This is a genomic window from Phenylobacterium sp., assembly GCF_031412415.1.
GTDB lineage: Bacteria > Pseudomonadota > Alphaproteobacteria > Caulobacterales > Caulobacteraceae > Phenylobacterium.
Genome location: NZ_JANOCX010000446.1, coordinates 1 through 15,550, shown reverse-complemented (window position 1 = coordinate 15,550; position 15,550 = coordinate 1). Strand labels below are relative to the sequence as shown.

General features: G+C 67.5%; 15 protein-coding genes and 1 pseudogene. 8 read left to right on the top strand and 8 right to left on the bottom strand.

What is annotated here, in order from left to right; all coding sequences use genetic code 11:
* A pseudogene (gene ffh / locus RMO04_RS20620) lies at window positions 1-1,209 on the bottom strand (signal recognition particle protein); the annotation flags it as partial.
* 241 nt (window positions 1,210-1,450) lie between these two features.
* On the opposite strand from ffh, the gene RMO04_RS20615 reads away from it, so the two are divergent.
* Window positions 1,451-1,936 (top strand): SRPBCC family protein, encoded by a 486-nt coding sequence (locus RMO04_RS20615; RefSeq protein WP_309646645.1) that lies wholly within the window; start codon window positions 1,451-1,453, stop codon window positions 1,934-1,936.
* A 75-nt stretch (window positions 1,937-2,011) separates the two neighbouring features.
* Here RMO04_RS20615 and RMO04_RS20610 read toward each other — a convergent pair whose 3' ends face one another.
* From RMO04_RS20610 to RMO04_RS20600, 3 genes are read right to left on the bottom strand one after another with little or no spacing between them, the layout of a single operon-like run.
* Window positions 2,012-4,126 (bottom strand): M3 family metallopeptidase, encoded by a 2,115-nt coding sequence (locus RMO04_RS20610; protein WP_309646644.1) that lies wholly within the window; start codon window positions 4,124-4,126, stop codon window positions 2,012-2,014.
* 59 nt (window positions 4,127-4,185) lie between these two features.
* The gene (locus RMO04_RS20605) at window positions 4,186-4,845 is read right to left on the bottom strand and encodes a helix-turn-helix domain-containing protein (protein WP_309646643.1); all 660 of its coding nucleotides are present in this window, start codon (window positions 4,843-4,845) and stop codon (window positions 4,186-4,188) included.
* A gap of 14 nt (window positions 4,846-4,859) precedes the next feature.
* Entirely contained in the window at window positions 4,860-5,123 is a 264-nt protein-coding gene (locus RMO04_RS20600; protein ID WP_309646642.1) for a hypothetical protein, read from the bottom strand.
* A gap of 209 nt (window positions 5,124-5,332) precedes the next feature.
* Here RMO04_RS20600 and RMO04_RS20595 point away from each other — a divergent pair, with 209 nt between their 5' ends.
* Together RMO04_RS20595 and RMO04_RS20590 are read left to right on the top strand one after the other, a co-directional pair.
* Window positions 5,333-6,184, top strand: a complete 852-nt coding sequence (locus RMO04_RS20595; RefSeq protein WP_309646641.1) for an aspartate/glutamate racemase family protein — start codon at window positions 5,333-5,335, stop codon at window positions 6,182-6,184.
* Between the two features lie 14 nt (window positions 6,185-6,198).
* The gene (locus RMO04_RS20590) at window positions 6,199-6,726 is read left to right on the top strand and encodes an ATPase (RefSeq protein WP_309646640.1); all 528 of its coding nucleotides are present in this window, start codon (window positions 6,199-6,201) and stop codon (window positions 6,724-6,726) included.
* On the opposite strand, the gene RMO04_RS20585 is transcribed toward RMO04_RS20590, so the two are convergent.
* Entirely contained in the window at window positions 6,723-7,418 is a 696-nt protein-coding gene (locus RMO04_RS20585) for a pyridoxamine 5'-phosphate oxidase family protein (protein WP_309646639.1), read from the bottom strand. The two genes, RMO04_RS20590 and RMO04_RS20585, sit on opposite strands and share 4 nt — an antisense overlap.
* 100 nt (window positions 7,419-7,518) lie before the next feature.
* Between RMO04_RS20585 and RMO04_RS20580 the strand changes: the two genes are divergently transcribed.
* Entirely contained in the window at window positions 7,519-8,970 is a 1,452-nt protein-coding gene (locus RMO04_RS20580; protein ID WP_309646638.1) for a PLP-dependent aminotransferase family protein, read from the top strand.
* On the opposite strand, the gene RMO04_RS20575 is transcribed toward RMO04_RS20580, so the two are convergent.
* Window positions 8,967-9,503: a carboxymuconolactone decarboxylase family protein gene (locus RMO04_RS20575; protein WP_309646637.1), complete on the bottom strand. Its 537-nt coding sequence runs from the start codon at window positions 9,501-9,503 to the stop codon at window positions 8,967-8,969. The two genes, RMO04_RS20580 and RMO04_RS20575, sit on opposite strands and share 4 nt — an antisense overlap.
* A gap of 106 nt (window positions 9,504-9,609) precedes the next feature.
* Complete coding sequence (locus tag RMO04_RS20570; RefSeq protein ID WP_309646636.1) at window positions 9,610-10,167, bottom strand: peroxiredoxin; 558 nt, start codon at window positions 10,165-10,167, stop codon at window positions 9,610-9,612.
* A gap of 119 nt (window positions 10,168-10,286) precedes the next feature.
* Between RMO04_RS20570 and RMO04_RS20565 the strand changes: the two genes are divergently transcribed.
* From RMO04_RS20565 to RMO04_RS20555, 3 genes are all read left to right on the top strand, one after another.
* Window positions 10,287-11,186 (top strand): hydrogen peroxide-inducible genes activator, encoded by a 900-nt coding sequence (locus RMO04_RS20565; RefSeq protein WP_309646635.1) that lies wholly within the window; start codon window positions 10,287-10,289, stop codon window positions 11,184-11,186.
* Between the two features lie 42 nt (window positions 11,187-11,228).
* Entirely contained in the window at window positions 11,229-11,720 is a 492-nt protein-coding gene (locus RMO04_RS20560; protein ID WP_309646634.1) for a hypothetical protein, read from the top strand.
* A gap of 79 nt (window positions 11,721-11,799) precedes the next feature.
* The gene (locus RMO04_RS20555; RefSeq protein ID WP_309646633.1) at window positions 11,800-12,363 is read left to right on the top strand and encodes a PadR family transcriptional regulator; all 564 of its coding nucleotides are present in this window, start codon (window positions 11,800-11,802) and stop codon (window positions 12,361-12,363) included.
* Here the strand turns inward: RMO04_RS20555 and RMO04_RS20550 are convergent.
* The gene (locus tag RMO04_RS20550) at window positions 12,360-13,508 is read right to left on the bottom strand and encodes a phytase (RefSeq protein WP_309646632.1); all 1,149 of its coding nucleotides are present in this window, start codon (window positions 13,506-13,508) and stop codon (window positions 12,360-12,362) included. The genes RMO04_RS20555 and RMO04_RS20550 overlap by 4 nt on opposite strands.
* 44 nt (window positions 13,509-13,552) lie before the next feature.
* Between RMO04_RS20550 and RMO04_RS20545 the strand changes: the two genes are divergently transcribed.
* Window positions 13,553-15,550 (top strand): TonB-dependent receptor domain-containing protein (locus RMO04_RS20545; RefSeq protein WP_309646631.1); only part of this gene is annotated, 1,998 nt, incomplete at its 3' end.

Genomic DNA, 15,550 nt, shown 5'->3' with positions numbered 1-15,550 from the left:
GGCGATCCGGCGCTTGCGCGAGGCCTGCAGGATGTCGGGCTTCTTCCGCTCGGCCTTGGTCATCGACGAGATGATCGCCGACTGGCGGTCCAGCGTCTTGTCCGACACGTTGGCGTCGGCCATCTGCTTCTTCATCTTCTGGACGCCGGGCAACAGACCCATCAGACCTTCCATGCCGCCCATCTTCTTCATCTGGGCGAACTGGTCGGCCATCATGTCCAGGTCGAACTGACCCTTGGCCAGCTTCTTGGCCATGGCCTCGGTCTTGGCCTGGTCCAGGTCCTGGGCGGCCTTCTCGACCAGGGCCACCACGTCGCCCTGTCCCAGGATCCGGCCGGCCACACGGCGGGCGTCGAACACGTCCAGGCCGTCGATCTTCTCCGAGACGCCGAGATACTTGATCGGCAGGCCGGTGACGGCGCGCATCGAGAGCGCCGCGCCGCCGCGGCCGTCGCCGTCGGCCCGGGTCAGCACCAGGCCGGTCAGCGGCAGGCGGGCGTGGAAGGCCGTGGCGGTGCGCACCGCGTCCTGGCCGGTCAGGCTGTCGGCGACCAGCAGGGTCTCGGACGGCGTGGAAATCCGCGCGATCTCGGCGGCCTCGCTCATCATCGCCTCGTCGAGCGTGGTGCGCCCGGCGGTGTCGAGGATCAGGATGTCGTAGCCCTGCAGCTTCGCGGCCGACATGGCCCGCTTGGCGATCTCGGTGGCGATCTGGCCGGCGACGATGGGCAGGAACTCCGCGCCGGCCTGCTTGGCCAGCATGCCGAGCTGCTCCATGGCGGCGGGCCGGCGGGTGTCCAGCGAGGCCAGCAGGACCTTCTTGCGGTCCTTGACCAGCTTCAGCGCCAGCTTGCCGGCGGTGGTGGTCTTGCCCGATCCCTGGAGGCCGGCCATCAGGATGACGGTGGGCGGATTGAGGCTGATGTTCAGCCCTTCGGCGACGTCGCCGCCCAGCATCTCCACCAGGCCGTCATAGGTGATCTTGACCACCTGGTCGGCGGGGCGGATCGAGCGGATGACGTCCTCGCCGGACGCGCGCTCCTAGGCCTTGGCGATGAACTCGCGGACGACAGGCAGGGCGACGTCGGCCTCGAGCAGGGCCACGCGCACCTCGCGCAGGGCCTCGTCGATGTCCTTTTCCGAGAGCACGCCCCGCCCGGAGAGGCGGTCGAAGACTCCGGATAGCCGATCTGTCAGCGCGTCGAACAAATGCCAGCTCCTGATGGCCCAAACGCAATCGACCCCCGTGGACGATCACGTCGACGGGGGGCCTCGCCGCCCTCGTCCCACATCAGTCAGTGGGGGTCGTGGCGGTGGAGGGCGCGATTGCTCTGCGCCGGAAGGGGCGGCTTATGCGCCGAAGGGCGCCGGAGGTCAAGGCGAGGGGGCTCGCCAGAGGTTGACGTTAAACCGAAAGGTTCTACAACAAGCGCCCTAGGGGAGACCTCCGATGGACCTTCAGACCGCGCCTGCCGTCAACACCGGCCTGCTGATCCGCCGAGGGGCCGCCGAGGTGTTCGAGGCCTTCGCCGATCCGGCGGTGACGACGAAATTCTGGTTCTCCAAGGCCAGCGGCCGGCTGGCGCCCGGCGCGCGGGTTCGCTGGGACTGGGAGATGTACGGCGCCCACGCCGTGGCGATCGTGAAGGCCATCGAGCCCGGCCGTCGTATCCTGATCGACTGGGGCGACGACGAGGAAGGCTATACGGAGGTCGAATGGACCTTCGAGCCGCGCGGCGACGGCGAGACCTTTGTCACGGTGACCAACAGCGGCTTCAGCGGGACTGGCGACGAACAGGTGGCCAAGGCGCTGGATTCCATCGGCGGCTTCAACCTCGTCCTGGCCGGCGCCAAGGCCTGGCTGGAGCATGGGCTACAGCTCAACCTCGTGCCGGATAGGCATCCGGACGCGTTGGTGGCGGGCTGGACGGGTTAGGTCTCCGCCCGGCGCCGCTCGTCATCCCCCTGCCGGCCCGAGGCTGACCGAAGGATGACGAAGGGGGCGGCGCCCCTACGCCGTCGGGAAGCCCTTTTCACGCAGGTAGGCCGTCACGTCGACGTCGCGGCCCATGAGCTTGCGGTAGGCGATCTCCGGGTCGATGGCGTTGCCGACGCTCATGACATTGGCGCGCAGCCTGGCGGCCACGGCCTTGTCGTACATGCCGCCCGGTGAGGATTTGAAGGCGTCCACCACGTCCAGCGCCAGGGTCTCCGACCACAGATAGCTGTAGTAGCCGGCCGAATAGCCGTCGCTGGCGAAGACGTGGCCGAACTGCGGGCTGCGGTGACGCATGACCAGCTCGGCGGGCATTCCCAACTTGGTGAGTTCGTCGCGCTCGAAGGCGTCGGGATCGATGTCGACATCGCCGGCCAGGTGGAACTTCATGTCGATGATCGCAGAGGACAGATACTCCGTGACCTCGAAGCCCTGGCGGAAGGTGCGGGCCTTCTCAATCTTATCGACCAGGGCCTTGGGGATCGGCTGACCGGTCTTGTGGTGCAGCGCGTACTTCGACAGCACCTGGGTCGTGGGCAGCCAGTGCTCGTTGATCTGACTGGGGAACTCCACATAGTCGCGCGCCACCGCCGTTCCTGACAGGGAGGGATAGGCGACGTCGGAGTTCAGGCCGTGGATGGCGTGGCCGAACTCGTGGAACATGGTCTTGGCGTCGTCCCAGGAGATCAGCACCGGTTCCCCGGGCGCGCCCTTCACGAAGTTCGAGTTGTTGGAGACGATGGTCGTCACCGGCTTGTCGTGCTTTTCCTGGGTCCGATAGGCGTTCATCCAAGCGCCGGAACGCTTGCCGGCTCGGGCGTAGGGGTCGAAGTACCAGAGGCCCTGGTGCTTGCCGCCGCGCTTGACCTCCCACACCCGGATGTCGGGATGGGCGACGGGCACGCTCACCTGCTCGAACTGGAAGCCGTAGACCTCGCCGGCGGCCCAGAACATGCCCTCGCGCAGCTTTTCCAGCTGCATGTACGGCTTCACCTCGTTCATATCGAGGTCGTAGCGGTCGGCCCGGACCTTCTCGGCGTAGAAGCGATAGTCCCAGGGCTCGATCTTGATCCCGGCCTTCTCCTTGTCGGCGATGGCCTGCATCTCGGCCACCTCCTGCTTCACCCGCGCGATGGCCGAGGGCCAGACCCGCAGCATCAGAGCCATGGCCGCGTCGGGGGTCTTGGCCATGGCGTTCTCGAGCCGCCAATGGGCGTGGGTCGGATAGCCCAGCAGCTTGGCGCGCTCGACCCGCAGCTTGAGGATCTTCTTGATGTTGGCGTTGTTGTCCTTGGCGTCGCCATTGTCGCCACGGCTGTAATAGGTGCGCCAGACCTTCTCGCGCAGATCGCGGCGTGTGGAGTAGGTGAGGAACGGATCCATCGAGGATCGGGTGTTGAGGATCGCCCACTGACCCTCCTGGCCCCGATCCTTCGCCCCGGACGCGGCGGCGGCCCGGACATCGTCTGGCAGGCCCGCAAGCTCGCTCTCGGTGCGCAGATAAAGGACGTAGTCAGTTTCGTCGGCCAGCAGGTTCTGAGTGAAGCTGGTGAACAGGCCGGCCAGCTCCTGGTTGATCTGGGCGATACGGGCCTTGTCGGCGGGCGACAGACGCGCGCCGGCCCGCACGAAGCGGTTCCAGTACACCCAGGTCAAGCGCTGCTGCTCGGCGCTCAGGCCGGCGCGGGCCTCATAGACGGCCTCGATGCGCTTGAAGAGCTTCTCGTTCTGCAGGGTTTCGTCGTTGTGGGCCGAGAGCCTCGGCGACATCTCCTTCTCGACGGCGCGCAGGTCGGGGGTCGATAGCGTGCCCGACCAGACGCCGTAGAACGTGCCGACGCGGCTACGCAGGTCGCCGGACCGCTCCAGCGCAGCGATGGTGTTGTCGAAGGTCGGGGCCGCCTTGCTGTTTGCGATGGCGTCGATCTCGGCGCGCTCGGTCTTCATGCCCAGTTCCAAGGCGGGCTTGAAGTCGGCCACGGCCACCTTGTCGAAGGCGGGCACGCCGCCGTACGGACCGGTCCAGGCGGCGGTGACCGCGCTGGCCGCGCCCTGCGCGAGGGCGGCGGCGGGCAGGGTCGAGGCGGCGACCATGGCGCCCGAGGCGGCAAGAAAAGTGCGCCGTTGCATGAAGTCTCCCGGAAGTCCGTTCAAGTTTGGCCGGACCTTAGGGTCAACCCTGCTGAACGTCACATGACGGGATGGTAATGTCGCTGATCCTCGGCCTCGGCGGCGGCCTTTCGACTGATGTCCCGCGCTTCCTCGGGCGTCACGCCGAAGGCCATCAGCAGCAGAGCGACCAGTTCGACAACGTGGTCCGGCGATGTCTGGCCCAGCATGACGTCGCGCTGCGCCATCCGGAACGCGCCAAACAGCAGGCTGCGGGCGGCGTCACGGTTGCCCTGGCGAAAACGTCCGATTCGCACGCCTTCCTGGAAGAGCGCATCGAACCTACGCTCGAAAATCAACTGCCGGGGCGCGACGGAGCCCTCCATCCGCAAGGCGAGCCATCCGCCCACGGGGTCGGCGGTCAGGGCGACCATGAACCGATGCAGGGTCGCGGCAAGCAGAGAGGGAGGATCGGTGATCTCGGCCCGGATCGGGGCCATGGCCGCGTCGACGGCTTGCGCCATGCGCGTGTTGAGCGCGTCCAGCAGCTCGTCGACGGTCGGAAAGTAGTTGTAGAAGGTGCCGCGCGCGACGCCGGCCTCCGCGACGATGTCCTCGATGGAGGTCGCCTCGCGGCCCTTATCGGCGATCACGCGCGCCGCGGCGTCGACGAGCTTGGCGCGGGTCTGGGCGCGCCGGTTCTCGCCGGTCGCCGCCCGGGCCTCAAGATTGACCCGCATGGGCCTCTTTGGGGTCACGCGGCCTCGGGCAGGTACTGCTTCACCGCGTTGGCGGCGGCCAGGGAAAGCGGATCGCTCTGCATCTCCAGGACGTCGATCTCCTGCTTCAGGGCCGCCGTGATCTCGCGGTGCGACAGGGGCGACAGTTCCAGCAGGGCCTTGGTGGTGGCGCGCGACAGGGCCAGCGCGGTCTGCAAATCAACCTCGACACCGACCACCCAGGTTGAAGCAGGGTCGCCTAAGGGTAGCTCGCGGTTGGCGGCTAGGGGATAGCGCATTGAAATATCTCGAGAATTATGACGCTATAACACTCACGGGCGCTTGCGTCCTGGCGGCCCGCCGTGGCGCGACGGGCCACGTATCAATCACTTCGCGATGACATATATGTCAGAATGACGCAAATGTCAATTCGAAATATCGAGATTCGATGAACCGGCTCGCGCATGCGGTCATGGACGCTGGACCGGGGCGCGGCTAAATCGGTTTCATGGCCATTGGCGTTTTCGATTCCGGCGTGGGCGGCCTGTCCGTCCACCGTGCGCTCGTGGAGCGCCTCCCCACCGCGGACTTTGTCTATCTGGCCGACCAGGCCAACGCCCCCTATGGCGGGCGGGAGGGCGAGGAGATCGTCGACCTGACCCGGGCCGGCTGCGAGCGCTTGTTCGCCGAGGGCTGCGACCTGATCGTCCTGGCGTGCAACACGGCGTCCGGCATCGCGCTCCGCCGCCTGCAGCAGACCTGGCTGCCGGGCTATCGCCAGCAGCTCGGACGGGCGGTCAACATCCTGGGCATCATCGTGCCGACCATCGAGGCGGCGACGGGCATGCCCTGGGAGCACGAGGCCGAGCGGCGCGGCGACAAGATCGAGAAGCTGGACGTGCTCGCGGTGTTCTCCACGCCGGCCACCGCCCGAAGTCGTGTCTACGAGATCGAGATCGACAAACGCCGCCAGGACGTGGCGGTGTTCTCCGAACCCTGCCCCGACCTCGCCCGGATGATCGAGGACGGCGCGCCGGAAGCCGAGCTCGCCGCGATGATCCAAGGCCACGTGGACGCCATTGCTCGCAGGATCGGACGGGCGCCGGATCGAGCGATCCTGGGCTGCACCCACTATGAGATCGTCGCCGACCTGTTCCGCGCGGCGCTGAAGCCGGGCACGCCGCTGATCCACCAGCCGGGCGCCACCGCAGACGCCCTGGAGGGCTACCTCGCCAAGCATCCGGCCTATCGGGCGGGCGAGGGCGGCACACGGCGATTTCTCACCACGGGCAAGCCGGGCGCACAGTCCAGCTTGGTGGAGACTTTCTGGGGTGGTCCGCTAAGCTTCGAGCGCGCTTAGCCGGGAGAGGTCCCATGAAGCTTCCAATCGCCCTTTTGGTGCTGGCCTTGGCCCCCACCTTCGCCGTGGCCGAGGTGGTCGACCAGTCGGCGGTCGGTTTCGAGATCCGTCGTGTCGCGACCATCGAGGCGCCCCAGGCGAAGGTCCGCGCCGCCGTCCTGGACGTCGGACGCTGGTGGAGCGGCGGCCACAGCTATTCCGGTGACGCGAAGAACCTGAGCATCGATCCGGTCGGGGGCTGCTTCTGCGAAAAGCTGGCCGACGGGCAGGTGCGCCACATGACCGTGGTCTATTCCGATCCCGGAGCGCTGAAGCTGTTCGGCGGGCTGGGGCCTCTACAGACCACCGGAGCGGCGGGGCACCTGACCTTCAAGTTCGAGAAGACCGCCGATCCGGCCAAGACCCTGCTCACCGCCACCTACGACGTCGGCGGCTACGCCAAGGGCGGGCTGGCCGAGGTCTGGGCCAAGCCGGTGGATTTCGTGCTGGGCCAGCAGGTCGCGCGCCTGAAGACGTACGTCGAGACCGGCAAGCCCGACTAGATCTTGTGCGCGACCGCCAGAACCTCGTCCAGCCGCGCGCCGGGCAGGTAGAGGTCGAGGCTTGGGGACGATGACGCGCCGGCGCTCCGCACGGCGTCGGCCTGGCGGGCGCCGATCACAGTGGCGACCGGGATTACGCCGCTCCAGGCGTTCCAGTCCTCGTCCAGATCCGTGCCGTTGACCCCGCCCGACCGCGACTTGGCGGAAGCTTCCTCGATGGTCATCTCCACGAGGCCGATCTGCTTGATCTCCTGGTCCAGGGCGGGCCGCAGCTCGGCGGAACGGTCCGGATAGAGCCGATCGATGAAGGCGCTCATGGCTTCGCGGCGGGCCTCCAGCCCCTCGACCATCCGGGCCGTGCCGAAGGCCATGACCGAGCGGTAGTTCATCGAGTGGGCGATGCCCGAACGCGCTAGGACCAGACCATCCATGTGGGTGACGGTGACGCAGACCGGCAGGCCCGGGCCTTGGGCGCGGATCATCCGGCTGGCGGCCGAGCCGTGCCAGTACAGCTTGCGGCCCTCCCGCCAGAAGGTGGTCGGGGTGACGAAGGGTTCGCCATCCAGGACGTAGCCCACATGACAGAGCACCGCCGCGTCGAGCACGGCGTAGACGCTGGCCTCGTCATAGGCGGCGCGGTCGGCCTTGCGCCGCGCCTTGGACCGGGTCGTCGGATTGAAGGTTTCGCTCATCTCAGGACTCCGCTCCGGACGTCTGCTATGGCCGATGCGGTCTGGCGGGAAGGTCCAATTCGATCTGGCGTGCCAGACCACTCTGCGGCATGATCGGACCATGAGCTGGGCTGACATCTATCCCTGGAGCCCGCCGGAACCGGGCGAACCCGTGGTCCGCCGGCTGTACGACCAGGTGCGCGGGGCGATCCTTTCGGGCGCTCTGAAGCCCGGCGGCCGCTTGCCGTCGAGCCGCGACTTCTCGACGCGGCTGGGCGTGGCGCGAGCCTCGGTGGTGGCCGCCTACGACCTGCTGCTGGCCGAGGGCTACGCCGAAGGGCGCGCGGGGTCAGGGACCTATGTCTCGGCCGACCTTTCGGGGATGCTGGACGTCAAGCCACAGACCCCGGCGCCCAGCGCCCGGCCGCCCAGGATCCCGGCGCGGGCGCGGGTGATGGACGAGCTGACCTTTCCCACGCCACAGGCCGAGCCCCGACTGTTCACGACTGGGCGCACCCTCTTGGACGCCCGGGCGCTGGACGCCTGGTCGGCCTCCACGCGTCGCGCCTTGCGCACCCTGGGACCGGTCCATTTCGGCTATTCCGACGCCGCCGGCGAGGCGCCCCTGCGCGCCGCCATCGCTGACTACCTGCGGGCCGCGCGGGGGGTGATCTGCACGCCGGACCAGGTGATCGTCACCTCCGGCGCCCAGCACGCCGTGGACATCGCCGTGCGTCTGCTACTGCATCGCGGCGACTCCGTGTGGATGGAGGACCCAGGCTATCCCGCGACCCTGCACGCCCTGACCGTGGCGGGGGTGGCGATCCATCACGTGCCGGTGGATCGATCGGGCCTGGTGGTGGCGCGGGGGGTTGCGGTGGCGCCGGAAGCGCGTGTGGCCTTCGTGACGCCCTCGCACCAGTATCCGTTGGGGGTGACGCTCTCGATGGCGCGACGACTGGAATTGCTGGCCTGGGCGCGGGAGGCCGGCGCCTGGATCGTCGAGGACGACTACGCCTCTGAGTTCCGCTACGCCGGCCCGCCGCTCGCCTCGCTGCAGGGCCTCGATGGCGGCGAACGGGTGATCTATGTGGGGACGCTCAACAAGGCGCTCTTCCCGGGATTGCGGATGGGTTACGCCGTCGTGCCCAAGGCGCTGGCCACGGCCTTCGCCAATGCGCGGCAGGTCATCGACCGCCAGCCGCCGACCCTGACGCAGGCCATCGTGCTGGACTTCATGCGCGAGGGACAATTCGCCGCCCACATCCGCCGCCGAAGACTGACCGACAAGGGTCAACGCGACGCCCTGGCCTCGGCCCTGACCGACCAATTGAGCCATCTGCTGGAGGTCGACGTCCCCGACCAGGGTATGCACCTGATCGCCTATCTCAAGGACGGGCGCAGCGACCTGGAGGTCGAGGCCGCCGCCGCCGAGGCGGGGCTCTATGTTCGGGCCATCAGCCGCCTCTATCGGCAGGTCGCGCCGCGCCAGGGCCTGATGCTGGGGTTCTCCGGCTTCCCCGCCCGCCTGATGGCCGGCGGGGTCGCGCGATTGGCGAAGGTGTTGGGCTAGGCCGCCGCCGCGGCTTCACCCGCGATCACGCGGCTGACGGCGTTGACCACCGAGGCGATGCGCAAGGCCGCCTGGATGTTGGTGGCGGGGACGCCGTGCTTCTTCAGTTCGGCTTCGTGGGCGTCCAGGCACATGCCGCAGCCATTGATGGCCGAGACCGCCGTGGACCACAGTTCGAAGTCGACCTTCTCGACGCCGGGATTGGCCAGGAGGTTCATGCGCAGCTTGGCCGGCAGGGTCTTGTACTCGCCGTTCGAGAGCAGGTGCAGCGAGCGATAGTAGACATTGTTCATGCCCATGATCGCCGCCGCGGCCTTGGCGGCGGTCTTGGCCTCGTCGGTGAGACCGGCGGCCGAGGCGGCGGCCTCCACGGCCCTGACGACGGCCGGCACGCCCACCGCGTGGGCGGACGCGACGAAGGCGCCCCACTTCTGCTGGTCGGTGAGCACGGTTTCCGACGCCAGGCTCGACAGGTTCAGGCTCAGGTCCTTGGCGTAGGCGGGCAGGGTCTCGCGCAGGGCGTCGAGGGACATCGGACGGCTCCGGGAATTCAGGGATGAGGAAATAGGGGGTCCGGGGCGCGCGGGGAGATCGCGCGCCCCGGACCGAAGGCCGGCCCTAGGGGCTGGAGGGACTAACCTAGGCGGCCTTCAGGGTTTCGCCGCCAACCGAACGGTTGCACGGGCACAGTTCGTCGGTCTGCAGCGCGTCCAGCACCCGCAGGGTGTCCAGCGGCGCGCGGCCGACATTGAGGTTGGTGACATAGACGTGCTGCACGACGTTGTGCGGATCGACCACGTAGGTGGCGCGCAGGGCGACGCCTTCGTCTTCATTCAGCACGCCGAGCGCGCGGGCAAACTTCCCGGAATTGTCGGCGAAGTTCCAGATCGGCAGGCTGTTGAGGTCCGGGTGTTCCCGGCGCCAGCCCAGCTTGGAGTGCTCATTGTCGGTCGAGCCGCCCAGGACCACGGTGTCGCGTTCCTCGAACTGGCTGTTCAGTCGCGCGAACTCGGCGATCTCGGTGGGGCACACGAAGGTGAAATCCTTCGGGTAGAAGAAGATGACCTTCCACTTGCCCGGGAAGCTGTCCTGGGTGACGGCCTCGAAGGCGCTCTCGCCGTTCTCTTCATGACGGTTGAACTTGGGCTTCACGCCCACGACCTTGAAGTCCGGCAGTTTTTCGCCAACGCCCAGCATCAGTCTCTCCTTGAAAAGTCACATGCGGCCGAAGCCGTGACGGGGAGATAGGGATGCTGCGGTGCAATATCCAATCGATTGTCTATGGAAATTGGATAGATTTCCCCTATCTTACTTCCATGAGCCTCCCGACCCTCCGACAGCTCCAGTACCTCAAGCTCCTGGCCGAGCACGGCTCGTTCGGCCGGGCGGCGGACGCGGCGCACGTCACCCAGCCGACGCTCTCCTCCGGCGTTCAGGAGCTGGAGAAGATCTTGGGCGCGCCGGTGGTCGATCGGGCCCGCTCGGGCATGATCCTGACGGCCGTCGGCCAGGCGGCCCTGGACAGGGCCATCGTCATTCTGAACGAAGCCGAGGAGCTTGTGCAGGCGGCCCGCAACGCCGGCCAGCCCCTGACCGGGCGATTCCGCCTGGGGGTCATTCCGACGATCGCCCCCTTCCTGCTGCCCAAGGCCCTGCCGCTGTTGCGGGCGCGGTTTCCCAAACTGCGGCTGTTCCTGCGCGAGGACCTGACCCACCGCCTGCTGGCGGCGCTGAAGGCCGGCCAGCTCGACGCGGCGCTGATCGCCTTGCCCTATGACATGTCAGGCCTGGCCCACGCCCACGTGTCGAACGACGAACTGATGGCCGCCTTGCCCGGCGACCATCCCCTGGCCCATGAGACCGAAGCGCCGCCCTCGGCGCTGGAGAACGACGACCTGATCCTGCTGGAGGACGGTCACTGCCTGCGCGACCACGCGCTGGCCGCCTGCGGGTTGAAACCGCCCAAGGCCACCGGCGAGGAGGAGGCCTTCGCCGCCACCTCACTGCCGACCCTGGTTCAGATGGTGGGCTCGGGCTTGGGGGTCAGCTTCATTCCGGCCATGGCGGTGGCGGCGGGTCTCACCGACGCCGCCGACGTGGCGGTGCTGCGCCTCAAGGGCGACCATCCGAACCGCGAGATCGTGGTCGCCTGGCGCGCAGGGTCCAGTCGCGCGCCCGAGGGGCGACTGTTGGCCGAGACCTTGCGGGGAGCTTGAGCTTCGGTAGCGCGTTAGTGACGCGCTGACAGGAGTCTCGCCTTGAACCGATATCCCCTTCTGGCGCTCGCGGGCGCCGCCGTTTGCCTTTCCGGCTGCATGAGCATGTCGCGCAGCGAAACCGTCTCGCCCCTGTCCACGGACTGGGCCGCAGCGGGCCGCGTGGACGAGATCACCCTGACCAAGGGCGACCTGAAGGTGACGCCGGAGTTCGACGACATCTTCAAGGCCAAGGTGAAGGCCAAGCTGGACACCTGCGCCAAGGGAACCCGCCCGTTGCGCCTGGAGGCCCGGATCGATCGCCTCGACAAGGCCAATCCGGTGATCACCACGGTGGTGGCCGGCGCCAATGTCCTGCGCGGCGAGGCGCAACTGATCGACATCGCCACCGGCAAGACCGTCGCCGACTACAAGGTCGGCAAGACCATCGTCGGCGGACGCTTCGCCATCGTCGTCATGGGCGAGGCCGAGGAGCAGCTCTCCACCGCCTTCGGCGACGAGATCTGCAAGCAGGCCTTCGCCGCCGCGAAATAGATTATTTTCGATATATCTATTGCTCTCCGATCCAGTCGAGATATATCTGCAATATAGACATATCTAAATAGGATCGAAAATGTATCGACATCACTGGAAACACCACGAGCACCGCAGCCGTCACCCGTTCGGCGGCCACGGCCATGAAGGGCGCCATCGCGGCGGTCCCGGCCGGGGCGGGCGGATCGGACGCATCCTGGAGCACGGCGACCTTCGCTTCGTGATCCTGGCGCTGCTGAAGGCAAAGCCCAGCCACGGCTACGAGCTGATCCGCGCCCTGGAAGAGCGCACCGGCGGCGCCTATCGCCCAAGCCCCGGCGTGATCTATCCGACCCTCTCGCTGCTGGAAGACGAAGGTTTCGTCCGCCAGACGGGGGGCGACGGCGGCCGCAAGGCCTATGAGATCACCGAGCCCGGCGACAAGGCGCTTGAGGAGAACCGAACCAGCGTGGACGCGGTCTTCGCCCGTCTCGACGAGGCTGGCGAGCAGTCCCCCAAGGCCTCGCCCCGCGTGGCGCGAGCCATGCAGAACCTGGGCGTGGCGCTCAAGCTGCGCCTGCAGGGTGAACGCCCCACCGAGGCACAGATCGACGCCATCGCCGCGGCCATCGACGAGGCGGCGTCCAAGATCGAGCGGGTCTAGGGGATCGCCAGCGCGGCTTTCACCGCGCGCCAATCCACCAGCTTGAAGTTCTGGCGGGTCCGGACCCCGGACGAGGTCTCGCCGTCAGTGTCGGCGTCGTCCTGGACGACGATGAGGCCCGATGGAAAGGCTCCGACCGAGCCGCCCAGCGCCGCCAGGCCATCCGTGCCGGTCACGGCGTCCGCCCCCGCTCCCGGCGTCACCGAGAAGCGCCCGGCATAGGCCGGCGCGGCGTCGACTCGCCAGACGGCGAAGGCGCTGTCGCCTTGGCTGGAGGCGAGCAGGTAGGTGGCGGGACCTTCCCGCAGCAGGGTCAGGCCCTCGACATCGACCTTCAGAATGTCGGAGGGCGCGCCGGCCAGCAGGGTCCGTGCCGCGCCGGTGGCGGGGTCAAGGGCGTAGCGCCAGATCCCCTTGGCTTCCTCCGCCACATAGAGCGCGCCCGTGGCGTCGTCGATCACGCAACCCTCCGCCTGCGACCCCACGGCGAAGGATCGAGTCAGGGCGAGACTGGGCTTGCCCGCTTGGGCGGTGACGGTGAACTGGCGCACATCGCCCGCCTTGCCGATCATCACGGCTATGGTGTCCGATCCGGCGCGGCCCATGCAGAACCCATAGGGTTCGCTGACTTGGACCGGGGACAGACCCCAGGACGCGACGTTCAGGCTGTCGGGATCCAGCAGGAAGAAGGCGATCCCGGCCCGTCCGCGATCGCTGGCGCCCACCAGCACCCGAGCCTTGCCTTCCACCTGGAAGCCGTCGCGCAGATCCACATTGTTCAGCGGTCCGATGGGCAGGAACTGACGATCCGCCCCGTCCAGGCCATACACATAGAGGCCAGCCTGCTTGTCGGTGCCGAAGATCACGCCCCGTTTCGGATCGCTTGGATCGGCCCAGATTTCGGGATCGTCGGCGGCGTCGCGGACCTGGGTGGCCACCGCGGCGGTCTCACCGGCCGCGGGGACGGGAACGCCGGTCCCCACCGTCATGCGGGCGGAGTCCGACACACTTTCGGGATCGATCGCGGCGCAGGAGGCGCCGAGCAAAGCCGTCGCCGCGAATGACGCAAAACTGATAAGAAATTGCCGAGAAATCGTCACTGGCCCCGCTCCTTGCGCACAATTATCCCCTGCGCTGCAAAACATGCTGCGCGGGGTAGGGTCAACAACCCCGTTTGTCGGGGGATTACATGACACGACTAGCTCTTCTCGCCTGCGCCGCCGTAGCGCCGCTGGCCTTCGCCCAACCCGCCATAGCCCAGGTCGATGACACCGCGGTTTCAGTCTCGGAACTGATCGTCACGGGCCAGATCGCCTTCCGCGACCGCGTCGAGACCACCGCTCCGGTGCTGTCCTACGATCTGGACTATTTCCAGCGGTTCGAGCCCTTGACCGCCGGCGACGCCATGAAGCGCGTCCCCAGCGTGACCTTTCTCTCCGACGTGCTGGAATCAGACGGCGCGCGTCTGCGCGGCCTCGATCCCGGTTACACCCAGATCCTGATCAACGGCGAGCGCGTGCCCGGCGCCGGTCTTGACCGCTCGTTCTTCGTCGACCGCATCCCCGCCGAGCTCATCGAACGCATCGAGGTGGTGCGGTCCAGTTCCGCCAACCGCAGCGGCGACGCGGTGGCGGGCGCGCTGAATATCGTCCTGCGAGACGCCCAGACCCTTGAGGGCGGCTACCTGCGGGCCGGCGCCATCCTGCTCAACGACGGCCGGGTTCGCGAGACCCTGGGCGGCGTCTGGTCGGGCCAGGCCGGGCCTGGCCGCCTGCTGGTGGGCGCGAGCCTCCAAGGCCGCCGCAACCCGAAGGAAAAACTGAGCCTTCGCTACGATCGGCCAGGCGGGACCCTGGACAACAGCGAGGTGCAGACCGACACCCGTAACGGCACCGACTATTCGCTTAACGCGGCCTATGAGGTTCCCGTGGCCGGGGGCGATCTGGAGCTCTCGGGCCTGTTCGTGCGCACCGAGCGCCTGGCCGACGAGGACTCGCTGGAATATCTGGGCGGCCGCGTCCGCAACGCCGACCTGCTGGTGACCAACGACAACGACGTGGACATCACCACCGACAACTGGTCGCTCAGCGCCAAGTTCACCCGCGACATGTTCGGCGGCAAGACCCGCTTCAAGGCCGGCTACTCGGTCTTCGACGACCAGCAGTCGGAAGTCGAGGAAGAGTACGAGTTCCTACGCGACGCCAACCCCTTCCCCGAAGACGACCGCTTCACGGGCGACCTGACCCTGAGCGATCTGCAGGACAAGGAACTGGCCCTGCAGGTCAGCCATGAGCGCGACGTTTCGTTCGGTGTGCTGGAGTTCGGCCTGCAGTATGTCGACAAGTCGCGCGACACCGAGATCGTCACCGACCGCAACCGCGTGACCATTCCCAATCCGCCCGCCACGCGGCCGACCTTGCCCGGCGTCTATGGCCCGTTCCTGCCGGTGGTCGGCGGGATCAACGACATCGAGGAAACCCGGCTCGACGGCTATGTGATGCTCTCCGGCGGCGAAGGGCCGCTGAAGTGGGAAGCCGGGCTCCGCTATGAGACCACGGAAACCAAGATCGCCGACCAGACCGCGCCGGCCGCCCTGCGCAACGTGGACAACGATTACGGCATCCTGCTGCCGTCGGCGCACCTCAAGTACAGCATGACGGCGGAGGACCGGATCACGGCCTCGGTCGCGCGCACGGTGCGGCGGCCGAACTTCAACCAGATCTCACCGGCCAATCTGTTGGCCGAATTCGGCGACAACGACTTCGTGGGCAACGCCCAGCTCGATCCCGAGAGCGCCTGGGGTCTGGATGTCGGCTACGAGCGTCGCCTGGGAACCCGCGGCGTGGCCGGGGTCAATGTCTTCTACCGCAAGGTTTCCGACCTGGTTGAAGTGGCCAACACCGGCGTTGTCGGCAGCGAGGGCGCCGGCACCTTCGTGCTCACCCCCCGCAACACCGGCGACGGCTCGGTCTGGGGGATCGAGTTCGATCTCTCCACGCCGCTGACCGCTTTCGGCATGGAGAACACCGGGGTGTTCCTCAACTACTCCTGGCTCGACAGCGATATCGACGACGAGTTCGGCTCGCGCCGGTTCAACGACCAGTCGGACTACGTGTTCAATGTGGGCTTCATCCACGACATCCCGTCGTGGGGCGCGGCCTTCGGCGCCACCTATCGCAAACAGGGC

What these genes read in the sequence shown, in the direction of transcription:
- RMO04_RS20550 (WP_309646632.1), bottom strand. Translation starts at nt 13,508, where the DNA reads ATGTTTTGCAGCGCAGGGGATAATTGTGCGCAAGGAGCGGGGCCAGTG.
- RMO04_RS20615 (WP_309646645.1), top strand. Translation starts at nt 1,451, where the DNA reads ATGGACCTTCAGACCGCGCCTGCCGTCAACACCGGCCTGCTGATCCGC.
- RMO04_RS20600 (WP_309646642.1), bottom strand. Translation starts at nt 5,123, where the DNA reads ATGCGCTATCCCCTAGCCGCCAACCGCGAGCTACCCTTAGGCGACCCT.
- RMO04_RS20580 (WP_309646638.1), top strand. Translation starts at nt 7,519, where the DNA reads ATGAGCTGGGCTGACATCTATCCCTGGAGCCCGCCGGAACCGGGCGAA.
- RMO04_RS20565 (WP_309646635.1), top strand. Translation starts at nt 10,287, where the DNA reads ATGAGCCTCCCGACCCTCCGACAGCTCCAGTACCTCAAGCTCCTGGCC.
- RMO04_RS20590 (WP_309646640.1), top strand. Translation starts at nt 6,199, where the DNA reads ATGAAGCTTCCAATCGCCCTTTTGGTGCTGGCCTTGGCCCCCACCTTC.
- RMO04_RS20610 (WP_309646644.1), bottom strand. Translation starts at nt 4,126, where the DNA reads ATGCAACGGCGCACTTTTCTTGCCGCCTCGGGCGCCATGGTCGCCGCC.
- RMO04_RS20555 (WP_309646633.1), top strand. Translation starts at nt 11,800, where the DNA reads ATGTATCGACATCACTGGAAACACCACGAGCACCGCAGCCGTCACCCG.
- RMO04_RS20575 (WP_309646637.1), bottom strand. Translation starts at nt 9,503, where the DNA reads ATGTCCCTCGACGCCCTGCGCGAGACCCTGCCCGCCTACGCCAAGGAC.
- RMO04_RS20570 (WP_309646636.1), bottom strand. Translation starts at nt 10,167, where the DNA reads ATGCTGGGCGTTGGCGAAAAACTGCCGGACTTCAAGGTCGTGGGCGTG.
- RMO04_RS20595 (WP_309646641.1), top strand. Translation starts at nt 5,333, where the DNA reads ATGGCCATTGGCGTTTTCGATTCCGGCGTGGGCGGCCTGTCCGTCCAC.
- RMO04_RS20605 (WP_309646643.1), bottom strand. Translation starts at nt 4,845, where the DNA reads ATGCGGGTCAATCTTGAGGCCCGGGCGGCGACCGGCGAGAACCGGCGC.
- RMO04_RS20585 (WP_309646639.1), bottom strand. Translation starts at nt 7,418, where the DNA reads ATGAGCGAAACCTTCAATCCGACGACCCGGTCCAAGGCGCGGCGCAAG.